At 69.7% G+C, this 12,914-nt stretch carries 11 protein-coding genes; 3 read left to right on the plus strand and 8 right to left on the minus strand.

Annotated elements, in window-relative coordinates:
- Positions 1-231: 231 nt before the first annotated feature.
- The 4 genes from IE170_RS12545 to acnA all read right to left on the minus strand — a co-directional run bounded on the left by IE170_RS12545 (position 232) and on the right by acnA (position 6,595).
- Complete coding sequence (locus IE170_RS12545; RefSeq protein ID WP_189809408.1) at positions 232-1,155, minus strand: carbohydrate ABC transporter permease; 924 nt, start codon at positions 1,153-1,155, stop codon at positions 232-234.
- 13 nt (positions 1,156-1,168) lie between these two features.
- Positions 1,169-2,113, minus strand: coding sequence for a carbohydrate ABC transporter permease (locus IE170_RS12550; protein WP_189809409.1), 945 nt, complete (start codon positions 2,111-2,113; stop codon positions 1,169-1,171).
- A 22-nt stretch (positions 2,114-2,135) separates the two neighbouring features.
- Complete coding sequence (gene ngcE / locus IE170_RS12555) at positions 2,136-3,563, minus strand: N-acetylglucosamine/diacetylchitobiose ABC transporter substrate-binding protein (RefSeq protein WP_189809484.1); 1,428 nt, start codon at positions 3,561-3,563, stop codon at positions 2,136-2,138.
- 314 nt (positions 3,564-3,877) lie between these two features.
- Positions 3,878-6,595, minus strand: coding sequence for an aconitate hydratase AcnA (gene acnA / locus IE170_RS12560; RefSeq protein ID WP_189809485.1), 2,718 nt, complete (start codon positions 6,593-6,595; stop codon positions 3,878-3,880).
- A gap of 332 nt (positions 6,596-6,927) precedes the next feature.
- On the opposite strand from acnA, the gene IE170_RS12565 reads away from it, so the two are divergent.
- Complete coding sequence (locus IE170_RS12565; RefSeq protein ID WP_189809410.1) at positions 6,928-7,515, plus strand: hypothetical protein; 588 nt, start codon at positions 6,928-6,930, stop codon at positions 7,513-7,515.
- A 290-nt stretch (positions 7,516-7,805) separates the two neighbouring features.
- On the opposite strand, the gene IE170_RS12570 is transcribed toward IE170_RS12565, so the two are convergent.
- Positions 7,806-8,330, minus strand: a complete 525-nt coding sequence (locus tag IE170_RS12570; protein WP_189809411.1) for a DUF3291 domain-containing protein — start codon at positions 8,328-8,330, stop codon at positions 7,806-7,808.
- Positions 8,331-8,825: 495 nt separating this feature from the next.
- On the opposite strand from IE170_RS12570, the gene IE170_RS12575 reads away from it, so the two are divergent.
- Positions 8,826-9,671: an alpha/beta fold hydrolase gene (locus tag IE170_RS12575; protein ID WP_189809412.1), complete on the plus strand. Its 846-nt coding sequence runs from the start codon at positions 8,826-8,828 to the stop codon at positions 9,669-9,671.
- 197 nt (positions 9,672-9,868) lie between these two features.
- Complete coding sequence (locus IE170_RS12580) at positions 9,869-11,398, plus strand: helix-turn-helix domain-containing protein (RefSeq protein ID WP_189809413.1); 1,530 nt, start codon at positions 9,869-9,871, stop codon at positions 11,396-11,398.
- Positions 11,399-11,507: 109 nt separating this feature from the next.
- Here IE170_RS12580 and IE170_RS12585 read toward each other — a convergent pair whose 3' ends face one another.
- The 3 genes from IE170_RS12585 to IE170_RS12595 all read right to left on the minus strand — a co-directional run bounded on the left by IE170_RS12585 (position 11,508) and on the right by IE170_RS12595 (position 12,833).
- Entirely contained in the window at positions 11,508-11,711 is a 204-nt protein-coding gene (locus tag IE170_RS12585; protein WP_189809414.1) for a DUF397 domain-containing protein, read from the minus strand.
- A 67-nt stretch (positions 11,712-11,778) separates the two neighbouring features.
- On the minus strand, positions 11,779-11,982 hold the full coding sequence (locus IE170_RS12590; protein WP_189809415.1) for a DUF397 domain-containing protein: 204 nt from the start codon (positions 11,980-11,982) through the stop codon (positions 11,779-11,781).
- Positions 11,979-12,833 carry a helix-turn-helix domain-containing protein gene (locus IE170_RS12595; protein ID WP_223856389.1) on the minus strand — a complete coding sequence of 285 codons (855 nt, stop codon included), beginning with the start codon at positions 12,831-12,833 and terminating at the stop codon, positions 11,979-11,981. Before IE170_RS12595 ends, IE170_RS12590 begins: the two co-directional genes overlap by 4 nt.
- Positions 12,834-12,914 lie beyond the last annotated feature (81 nt).

The raw sequence follows: 12,914 nt of genomic DNA on the forward strand, positions 1-12,914 counted from the left end.
TGCCCATTGGGCGGCGGCAGGCCGCCGCCCTCCGGCCGGTGGCCGCGGCTGACGGCTCCGAGACCCCGGCGTCTCCAACTTGTGAACCCTTAGTCGAACCCTCGGACATCCACACGTCAAGAGGCGGACACGGAGCAAAACGGCCCTTATGGGTCATAAGTATGGGAGATGTCGAGCAGATCCTGCCATGGGCGGCCCGGACCGGCGACCGGAGGCCTCCGCGCGGCCGGGCTACTTCAGGGTGCCCGAGGTCAGCCCCGCTTGGATCTGGCGCTGGAAGGACAGGTACACCACCAGCATCGGCACCATCGCGAGGGTCACGCCGGCGAACAGCACCGGCAGGTCGGTCTCGTACCCCATCTGGTACTGGAGCTGGATCAGGCCCTGCGTGAGCATGTACCGCTCCGGGTCCGAGCCCGTCTGCGGCTGCATCAGAACGGACGGCAGGATGTACTGGTTCCACTGGCCCAGGACGTTGAAGATCCCGACGCTGATCAGGCCCGGCTTGGCCATCGGCAGCATCACCTGGAAGAAGATCCGCGTGTCGGAGGCCCCGTCGAGCACGGCCGCCTCGTGCACCGCCGTCGGCAGCGTCCGGAAGAAGGAGTGCATGAAGAAGACGGTGAACGGCATCGAGTAGGCGACGTACACCAGGATCAGGCCCTGGTAGGTGTTCAGCATGTCCAGGCGCTTGACCATGAAGAAGAGCGGCACGAGCGCCAGGAACACGGGGAACATCGCGCCGCTGACGAAGAAGAAGTACACCACCCGGTTGCCCGGGAAGGGGTAGCGGGCCAGCACGTACGCGGCCATCGACCCCAGCAGCATCGTCAGCGGCACCGAGAAGGACATCACGATCAGCGTGTGCGCGAAGTAGTCGCCGATCCCCTTGTCCCAGGCGCGCGCGAACGCGTCGAGGTTCCAGTTGGTCGGCCGGCTCAGCGCCGACCCGCCGATCTCGGAGTCGGTCTTGAACGAGCCGAGAGCCAGCCACACCAGCGGCAGCACGATCAGCACCGCCCACACGGCGAGGAAGCCGTGGGAGAAGACGTTCAGCACCGCACCGTCGGAGCGGCCACCGCCCGGCGCGGCGGGGCGGCCGCCGCCGGCCCTCTCCGCCGAGGACTCCCCGGGCGCCTTGATCACAGTGGTCATCGTCGTCTCCCGGTCAGAACTCGATGCGGTCGCGCCGGGTGGCGCGCAGCACGACGACGGAGAGGGCCATGGTCAGGACGAGCATCACGACCCCCATCGCGCACGCGTAGCCGCTCTTGCCGAAGTACAGGAAGTTGCGCATCAGCACGGTCGCCATGACCTCGCTGTGGTGGTCGGGGCCGCCGCCGAACTGCCCGGACGTCATCGTCGAGACCAGGACGAACATGTCCATGGCGGCGATGCCCAGGTAGACGGCGGACGTCTGCACCGAGTCCCACAGCAGGGGCAGCGTGACCCGGAAGAAGGTCTGGGCGCGCCCCGCCCCGTCGAGGAGGGCGGCCTCGTAGACGTCCTTGGGGACGGACTGCATGGCGGCCGAGAACAGGACCAGGTAGAAGCCGACCCCGTGCCAGACGACGACCAGCAGCAGGCACCACAGCACCAGGTCGGGGTCGTTCAGCCACTCGACGGGCCGCCCGGCGTCGACGAGGCCGAGCCGGATCAGCAGGCCGTTCAGCAGGCCGCCCTCGTCGCTGCGGTACACGGCGCCGAAGAGGACGGCGAGGATGGCGAGGGAGAGGACCTGGGGGAAGAAGTAGACGATCTTGTAGAAGGAGGAGCCGCGGACGCCGCGGACCCCTCCGGCCCCGCTGCGCCCTCCCGCGTTCACCATGAAGGCGAAGAAGAGGGCCAGCAGGATGGTGGTGGCGGGGACGAACACGAGGAGGAGCAGGTTGTGCCAGAGGGCGCCGCGGAAGACCCCGTCCTCCATGAGGGCCGCGTAGTTCTCCCAGCCGACGAAGTCGAAGGTGGGGGACTGGCCGGACCAGTTCGTGAAGGAGTAGCCGAAGGTCTGGATGTACGGCCAGATGACGAATGTCAGGTACAGCGCTAGCGGCAGGACGAGGAAGCCGGCGATGAAGCCGGCCCGTCCGCGCCCCCGGGCTACGTGGCTCATGGTGTCCGTCCGTCCCTAGGCGTCAGCTGCGGCGGTTGTTCTTCGCGTTGGGGTCCTTGGCAGCCTTGTCCACCGCGGCCTGGGCCCGCTTGATCCACTCCTTGGGCTGGATCCGCTTGGCCATCAGTTCATTGGACGCGTTCTGGATCTCGGTGTCCATTTCGCTGTACCAGTCGGGGTACAGGTACTGGAAGGTGTTGCTCCCGGCGGCCTTCACCGCGGCCACGGCGGAGCGGGTGCCGGGGCGCAGGGAGACCCCGGGGTCGACGCCGTCCTTGAGGACGGTGAGGGAGTTCGCCTGCTGGGCGAAGACCGTGGACCATTCGCGTGACAGCATCGAGCGCAGGAACTCCAGACCGGCGGGCTTGTTGGCGGCCTTCTCGGGGACGATGAAGGGCTCGCCGGCGCCGGCCCGGATGGCCTCGAAGGGCAGCTTGCTGTGGGGGAGCAGCGGGACCGGCAGGAACTTCATGTCGAAGTCCTCCGGGGTCTGCTTGAGCTGCTCGTTCTCCAGCCAGGAGCCGGAGGGGATGAACGCGGCCTTGTACTGGTTCCAGGCGGTCTGGGACTCCGTGTGGGTGAGCCCGTTGGTGCCGGCCATGAGGAGGCCCTTCTCGACGACCTCGTAGACGGCCTCGACGGCGGCGAGGGCGGCCGGGTTGTCGGCGAAGGCGTTGGGCTCCAGGTTGTCGATGGCCTTGACGGCGTCGAGGCCGCCCTTCTTGGCGATCAGGTCCATGATGACGACGTTGATGTAGTACGGGTACTTGCCCTGGTGGGCGAGGCCGCCGATGCCCGCGTCGCGGGCCTTGGTGCACACGTCGAGGAACTGGTCCCAGGTCTTCGGCTCGGTCCAGCCCTTCTCCTTGAAGAGCTTGCCGGAGTACCAGAATCCGAAGACGGTGTAGACGTAGTTCAGCGCGACGAACTTGCCGCCCTGGGTGCCCTGTTCGACGGTTCCGGGGATGAGGAGGTCGCGGACCTTCCGGGCCGGGTCGTCGAGCGAGGGCGCGTCGAGGACCGGGGTGAGGTCGGCGAGCTGGCCGCCCTTCGCCAGGACGTCGATCTTGATGGCCTGGGCTCCGGCGTCGTCGACGACGTCCGGCGGGTTGCCGCCGTTGAAGCGGGGCTGGAGCTTGGCCGCGATCTCCTGGGTGCCCAGGTGGGAGCTGGTGGTGCCCCACTTCTTGTCGAAGGAGGCCTCCCAGGCCTTGGCGTAGTCGTCGCCGAACCCGCCCTTGAAGACGACGACGTCGAGCTTGCCGCCCTTGGCTACGCCGAACGGGTTCTCCCTGGTGACGGCCGCCTTGCCGGGGCCGTTGGTCGCAGCCTCGCCGCCGGAGGCGCAGGCGGACAGGAAGCCCATCGCGGGCGTGGTGATGAGGCCGAGTGCCGCGGAGCGCTTGATCAGGTCGCGGCGGCCGAAACCGCCCTCGCCGGTGGATCCCATGCTCATGTCCTCGCCTTCGTCCGAGTGTGAAGGAGGCCGGGGAGCAAGGGCGTTGCGGCACGCGCGGGCACAGCCGCAGGTCCCCGCCCATCCCCCCGTCCGGCGCCGCTGGACCGCCGCGGGCCGGACGCGCACAGGTATAGTCCACTTCCACTGGTGTGAGCAAGATCATGCGCAGCCATGTCTGGCAGCTTTTCCGAGTTGAGACCTCGGTGAAACCTGGGGCCTCCGCCATCCGGACAGACGGGAAGGGCCGCACCCCCGGGAGGGGTGCGGCCCTTCGGCAGCGGCGCGCCGGGCGCCGCTCAGGCGGTTCAGCCGCGGATCAGGTTCCGCAGGACGTACTGCATGATGCCGCCGTTGCGGTAGTAGTCCGCCTCACCGGGGGTGTCGATGCGGACGACCGCGTCGAACTCGACACCGGTGTCGGTGCTCACCTTGACGGTGCGCGGGGTGGTGCCGTCGTTCAGCTCGGTGACGCCGGTGATGGAGAAGGTCTCCTCGCCGGTCAGGCCCAGGGAGGCGGCCGAGGCGCCCTCCGGGAACTGCAGCGGCAGGACGCCCATGCCGATCAGGTTCGAGCGGTGGATGCGCTCGTAGGACTCGGCGACGACGGCCTTGACGCCGAGCAGCGCGGTGCCCTTGGCGGCCCAGTCGCGGGAGGAGCCGGAGCCGTACTCCTTGCCCGCCAGGATGACCAGCGGGATGCCGGCGGCCTGGTAGTTCTGGGAGGCGTCGTAGATGAAGGAGACCGGGCCGCCCTCCTGCGTGAAGTCACGCGTGAAGCCGCCCTCGGTGCCCGGCGCGATCTGGTTGCGCAGGCGGATGTTGGCGAACGTGCCGCGGATCATGACCTCGTGGTTGCCTCGGCGGGAACCGTACGAGTTGAAGTCGCGGCGCTCGACGCCGTGCTCGGTGAGGTACTTGCCGGCCGGGGTGTCGGCCTTGATCGCACCGGCCGGGGAGATGTGGTCGGTGGTGACCGAGTCGCCCAGCTTCGCCAGCACGCGGGCGCCGGCGATGTCGGAGACCGGGGTGGTCTCCATGGTCATGCCCTCGAAGTAGGGGGGCTTGCGGACGTAGGTGGACTGCGGGTCCCACTCGAAGGTGTTGCCGGTCGGGATCGGCAGCGCCTGCCACTGGGCGTCGCCCGCGAAGACGTCCTGGTAGGACTTGGAGAACATGTCCTCGCCGATGGCGTTGGCGACGACGTCGTTGACCTCGGCCTCGGACGGCCAGATGTCCTTGAGGAAGACCGGGTTGCCCTCGGTGTCGGTGCCGATGGCGTCCTTGGTGATGTCCACCTTCATGGAGCCGGCGATGGCGTACGCGACGACGAGCGGCGGGGACGCCAGGTAGTTCATCTTGACGTCGGGGTTGATGCGGCCCTCGAAGTTGCGGTTGCCGGAGAGCACCGAGGTGACCGCGAGGTCGTGCTCGTTGATCGCCTTCGAGATCTCCTCGTCCAGCGGACCGGAGTTGCCGATGCAGGTGGTGCAGCCGTACCCGACGAGGTTGAAGCCCATCTTGTCGAGGTACGGGGTCAGGCCGGCCTTGTCGAAGTAGTCGGTGACGACCTTCGAGCCCGGGGCCAGGGTGGTCTTGACCCACGGCTTGCGGGCCAGGCCCTTCTCGACCGCCTTCTTGGCCACGAGCGCCGCGGCGACCATGACGTAGGGGTTCGAGGTGTTGGTGCAGGAGGTGATCGCGGCGACCGTGACGGCGCCGTGGTCGATCTCGAAGGAGGAGCCGTCGGCCAGGGTGACCAGGGTCGGCTTCGACGGGGCGCCGTTCGGGTGGTTCGCCGGGGCGTCGGAGGCCGGGAAGGACTCCTTGCCCGCCTCGTCCACGTCGTCCACGTAGTTGCGCACGTCCAGGGCGAACTGCTCGGCGGCGTTGGCCAGGACGATGCGGTCCTGGGGGCGCTTCGGGCCGGCGATGGACGGGACGACCGTCGAGAGGTCGAGCTCCAGCTTCTCGGAGAAGTCCGGCTCGGCGGCCGGGTCGAGCCACAGGCCCTGCTCCTTGGCGTACGCCTCGACGAGCGCGACCTGCTGCTCGGAGCGGCCGGTGAGCTTGAGGTACTTCAGGGTCTCGCCGTCGATCGGGAAGATCGCGGCGGTGGAGCCGAACTCCGGCGACATGTTGCCGATGGTGGCGCGGTTGGCCAGCGAGGTGGCGGCGACGCCCTCGCCGTAGAACTCGACGAACTTGCCGACGACACCGTGCTTGCGCAGCATCTCGGTGATGGTCAGCACCAGGTCGGTGGCGGTGGTGCCGGTGGGCAGCTCGCCGGTCAGCTTGAAGCCGACGACGCGCGGGATCAGCATGGAGACCGGCTGGCCGAGCATGGCGGCCTCGGCCTCGATGCCGCCGACGCCCCAGCCGAGGACGCCGAGGCCGTTGACCATGGTGGTGTGCGAGTCGGTGCCGACGAGGGTGTCGGGGTACGCCTGGCCGTTGCGGACCATCACGGTGCGGGCCAGGTGCTCGATGTTCACCTGGTGGACGATGCCGGTGCCGGGCGGGACGACCTTGAACTCGTCGAACGCGGTCTGGCCCCAGCGCAGGAACTGGTAGCGCTCCTTGTTGCGGCCGTACTCCAGCTCGACGTTCTGGGTGAAGGCGTCCTTGGTGCCGAACTTGTCGGCGATGACCGAGTGGTCGATGACGAGCTCGGCCGGGGCCAGCGGGTTGATCTTGGACGGGTCGCCGCCGAGCTCCTTCACGGCCTCACGCATGGTGGCGAGGTCGACGACACAGGGGACGCCGGTGAAGTCCTGCATGATCACGCGCGCCGGCGTGAACTGGATCTCCTGGCTCGGCTGGGCCTGCGAGTCCCAGCTGCCGAGGGCCCGGATGTGGTCGGCGGTGATGTTCGCGCCGTCCTCGGTGCGGAGCAGGTTCTCCAGCAGCACCTTCAGGCTGTAGGGCAGGCGGGCGGAACCCTCGACCTTGTCCAGCCGGAAGATCTCGTACGACTCGTCGCCCACCTGCAGCGTGCTGCGGGCGTCGAAGCTGTTCGCCGACACGACAGTCTCCTTCATGCATGAAATTCGCGCGTATAACCGCAATCCTGCCGCCACGCCCTGTGGCCAATCCGCTAAGGTAAGGCTAAGTTAGGTCACCCTTACCCGATGTGGCGGCTGCGGTACGCCTTCGGCAGATATCTCGATGTCGAGATAACTCTAGTGCATCCCCGCCGGAAGGTCATGCCCGGCATGCCCGCCCACTGCCGCGGCGGCGTCCGAACGGCGCAGTGGGGCCGCCCCGAAGCGCGCCCCGAACGACAGCCGCCGACCCGCGGATCGGCTGGGGACGTCCACAGGGGATCCTCGACGTGAACCGCACGGAGGAGACGGGTTTGCTCACGGAACACCAGCGGCGGCGGCGCGAACGCTACCTCGCCGCCGCCGTCATGCCGGCCCCCGCACCATGGCAGCCGCTGGGCAGCATCGCCGTCGGCGGACTGCTGGGCGTCGGCTTCGCCACCGACCCGGCGCGCGGACGCGACCTCGTCATGGTCGTGTCGAGCGCCGGGCACGGTCTCTTCGACGCGGTCACCGGCGAGGGGATCGCGCGCGACCGCGATCCCGATCCCGCCCACAGCACCCCGGACGCCCACCCGGACCTCGTCTGCCCCGGCCTCGGCCCCCTCGCGGGAACCCCGGTCCGCATCTCCGGCCTCTTCGGCGGCGGGCTGCACCGCACCACCCCGGACGGCTGGACGCTGGACGTCGTCAGCCCCGACTGGCCCCACGACCGCGTCATCCTCTCCGCCGACGGCGGAGCGAACAGCGGCCCGCCCGGGGGCACCTGGTGGCACGTCTTCCACTCCGAGCGCTCGGAACTCCGCGCCGCCGGATTCTCCCCGTCGGGCCTCGCGCTGGCAGTCGCCACCAGCAGCGACCTCACCCTCTGGACCCGCCCGGAACTCGACGCCGGGGACTGAGGGCGCTCCGGGGGGCGGGCCGTGCGGGTTGGCTTTACAAGCCCCACTTGGGGGCGACGCGGACAGCAGGCTCTCCCCGTCGCGGAGGGTGACCGTATCCGCCGTGGCGGAGCTTCCCGCGCCCAGGATCCAGCCGGCCATCTCGTACACGACCTTCTCCTCCGCCGGCGGCCCCGCCGCGCGCACCAGCGCGCGGAGCTCCGCGTCCACGGTGTCCCGGTCGGCCGTGGCGGCTTTCGCCGACGCTGACGACGGCTTCGCGCCGCCGCCGGGCCCCGCCCCTCGCCCCCTCACCGAACCCCGGGGGTGCCGTCCGGTGCGAACGCATGCCGAAACGTGAAGGCGTACGGCTCAGGACCGCGGTCGTGCAGGCGCTCCAGCCGCGACACGCCCTCCTGCCACGTGGGTATCTCCCCGTCGGCGACCCACCAGAACACGTACGGCGGGTGCCCGGTCCGCTCAAACCAGTCGTGACGCCTGTTCAGCGCCTCGCGGTGCAGTCCGGAGTAGATGGCGTCGCGGGCAAGCCGCAGACCGGTCCATACGGAGAGCGTCGCGGCCAGGGCAACACGGTCCGCCGTCCGGCCCTTGTCGTACCACCACGGCACGGCGAACTCGCCCCACACGCCCCAGTCCAACGCGAAGTGCGTGCCCCGACCGCCGGGCGCCGGCTCCGCATGGGCGACGTATCCGGGCTGCCGGGCGATCTCGGGGTAGACGGCCTCGCCCCCGTCGTGGAGTTCGCGCGTGAGCGGTCCGGGATCGGCCAGAGGCGCCTTCAGGACACCGAACGTGTACAGAGCAAGCTGAGGCATACGTCTCCCCCGATGGTTGGCGCCGTGCGCGACCGCCGCACGCCGAATGCCCCGTGAACGTAGCCACCTCTGCGCGCCTTGTCGAAGTTGCGTTTTTGCTCCCGAAATGGCCTCCCGCAGTCGGAGCCCCATCGACGCGCCCGGCAGCCGCCAAGCCAGCGGCAGCGCGTAGCGATCCGAAGCGCCGCGCCCCGCCGCCTGCCTGCTCCGACGGGAGCCAAGTGGGCCTCTCTGCCCCGACCCGTTCCCCCGGGGGCTTCCCGGCAGTCTTTCGGCGTTCCGGGGTGGGCCGTCCTGTCAAGGGTGGCCGAAGGCCATCGCGCAGCGACGCGACGACGGAGGAGGAGCGCCCTTGACAGGGCGGCCCACCCCGGAAGGACGATGGGACTGACGGGAAGCCCCCACCGCCGAGCCCCGTCCACTTCCCGAGCACGGGCACCGGCCCACATCGAAATCCGCTTGCCCGCCCCCCGCCGCCCTGCGAGCGTCCCCCGCATGCCCACCTTCACCTCGTACGACGGCACCCTCCTCAACTACCGCGTCCTGGACGGGCCCGGCCCGGACCTGGTCTGCCTCCCCGGCGGCCCGATGCAGGATTCCGCGTACCTCGGCGACCTCGGCGGCCTGGCCGCGCACCGCCGCCTGATCCTGCTCGACCCGCGCGGCACGGGTGCCTCGGCCGTCCCCGCGGACCCGGCCACGTACCGCTGCGACCGCCAGGTCGCCGACCTCGAAGCCCTGCGCCGGCACCTCGCCCTCCCCCGCATGGACCTGCTCGCGCACAGCGCCGGCGCGAACCTGGCCGCGCTGTACGCCGCGCGGCATCCGGAGCACACCGGACGGCTCGCACTGATCACCCCGAGCGTCGCCGCCACCGGCATCACCATCACCGCCGACCAGCGGCTGGCCGCCGCGCGGCTCCGCCGCGACGAGCCGTGGTTCCCGGCGGCGTTCGCGGCGCTGGAGCGCATCACCACCGGACAGGCCGGCTCCGACGACTGGACGGCGGTCGAACCCCTCTTCCACGGCCGGTGGGACGACTCCGCCCGGGAGTTCGCCGCCGACTCGGCACGCCGCAAGAACCAGGAGGCGGCAGCAGCCTTCGGCGCGGACGGCGCCTACGACCCGGACGCCCTGCGGGCCGCGCTCGGCCGCTCCGAGTCCCCCGTCCTCGTACTCGCCGGCGAACTCGACTTGCAGGGACCGCTCTCCGCGATGACCGAGTACGCCGCCCTCTTCGCACACGCCAAGCTCGCCGTCCACCCGGGAGCCGGCCACTTCCCGTGGCGCGACGACGCGGCCGCCTTCACCTCAACCGTGGCAGCGTTCCTGGCGAACTGACGCGCGGGGTGCGGGCAGGCCCCGCACCCCACATCCCCGCACCTCACGCCCCCGCCCCCAACCCCACCCCACCCCGACCACACCGTCACCCATTTGCCCGATTAACCACACAATCACCCCAGCCGCCTGACGGTCGATAGCACCCGTCCACCACACCCGACAAGCACCTCATCTCATATCTGAGATACGGTGCACCCATGGCAGACGACTACCTCGTACGCATCGGCAAGCTCATCCGTGACGCCCGGCAACACCGCGGCTGGACGCAGAGTCAGCTTGCAGAAGCCCTGGGCACCAGCCAGAGCGCCGTGAACCGCATCGAGCGCGGCAACCAGAACATCAGCCTCGAAATGATCGCGCGGATCGGCGAAGCGCTGGACAGCGAGATCGTCTCCCTCGGTTACGCCGGCCCGATGCACCTGCGCGTCGTCGGCGGCCGCCGCCTCTCCGGCTCCATCGACGTCAAGACGAGCAAGAACGCCTGCGTCGCCCTCCTCTGCGCCACCCTCCTGAACAAGGGCCGCACGGTGCTGCGCCGCGTCGCCCGCATCGAGGAGGTGTACCGGCTCCTGGAGGTCCTGAACTCCATCGGCGTCCGCACCCGCTGGATCAACGACGGCGTCGACCTGGAGCTCGTACCGCCGGCGGACCTCGACATGGACGCCATCGACGCGGAGGCAGCGGTCCGGACCCGGAGCATCATCATGTTCCTGGGCCCCCTGCTCCACCGCATGGACCAGTTCCGCCTCCCCTACGCGGGCGGCTGCGACCTCGGCACCCGCACCATCGAGCCGCACATGATCGCCCTGCGCCGCTTCGGCCTGGACATCACGGCGACCGAGGGCATCTACCACGCCAAGGTGGAGCCGAACGTCAGCCCGGACCGCCCGATCGTGCTGACCGAGCGCGGGGACACCGTCACCGAGAACGCGCTGCTGGCCGCCGCCCGGCACGACGGCGTCACCGTCATCCGCAACGCCTCCTCCAACTACATGGTCCAGGACCTGTGCTTCTTCCTGGAGGCGCTGGGCGTACGGGTCGACGGCGTCGGCACCACGACCCTCACCGTCCACGGCGTCCCGAACATCGACGTGGACGTCGACTACTCCCCCTCCGAGGACCCGGTCGAGGCGATGAGCCTGCTGGCCGCCGCGGTCGTCACGGAGTCCGAGCTGACCATCCGCCGGGTCCCGATCGAGTTCATGGAGATCGAGCTCGCGGTCCTGGAGGAGATGGGCCTGGACCACGACCGCTCGGCGGAGTACACGGCCGACAACGGCCGCACCCGCCTGGTCGACCTGACGGTCCGCCCGTCGAAGCTGGAGGCGCCGATCGACAAGATCCACCCGATGCCGTTCCCCGGGCTGAACATCGACAACGTCCCGTTCTTCGCGGCCATCGCGGCCGTCGCCCAGGGCCAGACGCTGATCCACGACTGGGTGTACGACAACCGGGCGATCTACCTCACCGACCTCAACCGCCTCGGCGGCCGCCTCCAGCTCCTGGACCCGCACCGCGTCCTGGTGGAGGGCCCGACGCGCTGGCGCGCGGCGGAGATGATGTGCCCGCCGGCCCTCCGCCCGGCGGTGGTGGTCCTCCTCGCGATGATGGCCGCGGAAGGCACCTCGGTCCTGCGCAACGTGTACGTCATCAACCGCGGCTACGAGGACCTGGCGGAACGCCTGAACTCGGTGGGCGCCCAGATCGAAACCTTCCGCGACATCTAGGTCTCCCGCCCCAACCCGGCCTCTCCCAAGGCGGCCGGGAAGAGAAGAGCGGCGTGACACACGGTTGCCCCGGACCCCCCGAGGGTCCGGGGCAACCGCCGTCACGGCTCTACCGGCTCGCGAAGCCGACGAAGGCGGTCCACGCCGGGCCGCCGACCACGAGCCCCGGGCGGCTCGTGTCTTTGGAGTCGCGGACGTGGACGCTGCTCAGGCGCTCGGCCACCTCGACACACTGGCCGCCCTCGCCACTGCTATGGCTGCTCTTGAACCAGGCGAGCGCATCATTCTCGCGCCTGGGCTGCTTCGCATTCATTGTCTCCCAGCAACCTCTCGATCAGAGCCCCGCCCGGTGTACAGACGGGCGCATCCCCGTCACGGCTCTACCGACCGGCGAAGTCGACAAAGGTAGTCCACGCCAAGCCGCCGACCACGAGCCCCGGGCGGCTCGTGTCCTTGGAGTCGCGGACGTGAACGCTATCCGGGCTCGCGGCCACCTCGACGCACTCCCCGCCCGATCCCGTGCTGTAGCTGCTCTTGAACCACGTCGACTCGTTCGCGGCCCCGGGGCGCTTTTCGGTGTTCATGACTCTCCCAGCAACTTCTCGACGAAGACCAGCGATGCCCGCGGAGTGAGCGCTTGGGCCCTGAGGAGGCCGTACTGCTCCTCCAACTCACGGACCGGCTTGCGATCGGTGTGCAACCGACTGTCCTTGTACCCCTCCACGTATGCGATCCTCCGCCCGTCACGCGTTTCGATCAAGGTGAAGGGGCCCTCAAGTCCAGCGTGCTCCTCCAAGTCGGTGGGTACCACCTGGATCGCGACGTTTCGGCGTTGGCCGGTCGACAGCACGTGCTGGAGCTGACCACGCATCACGGTCCGTCCACCCAGCGGTCGTCGCAGCACCGCCTCCTCGATGACGAAGCTGATCGTCGGCGACGGTCGCCCCGTCAGGATCTCTTGCCTCGCGAGCCGTGCCGCGACACGTTGCTCCACGATCTCCTCACTCAGCAGCGGCCGCGACATCGCGAACACGGCTCGGGCGTAGTCCTCGGACTGGAGGAGGCCCGGCACGGCCTTGGTCGCGTACACGTGCAGCTCGACCGCTTCCGCTTCCAGCCTGGCCGCATCGCGGAAGAACGCCGGATACTGCGCCCGCGCGACCTCCTCCTTCATCTCCTTCAGGACCTCGCCCGCGTCCAGCAGGTCGTCCGCCTGGTCGATGAAGCGCGGCGGCGGCACGCGCCGCCCCTGTTCGTACGCGGCGATGGTCGATGCCGAGTAGCCCAGCCTCGCCCCCAGCTCGGTCCGCTCCACCCCGGCCCGGACCCGGAACCGTTTCAGCTGGCGCCCGAAGACGCGCAGGATTCCGGAGCCGGAGTCCGGCGCGGCGTCGCCCGGGTCGTCGTCCTCCGACTGCCGGGTGGGTTCGCTCATGCCCGCCATCACCTCCACCGGCCAACGCCGCTCCGCATCGGCCGTCACGCTCCGCACCGCCTACACGCACCGACACCTCGC

Source organism: Streptomyces toxytricini, from assembly GCF_014649915.1.
GTDB classification, from domain to species: Bacteria; Actinomycetota; Actinomycetes; order Streptomycetales; family Streptomycetaceae; genus Streptomyces; species Streptomyces toxytricini.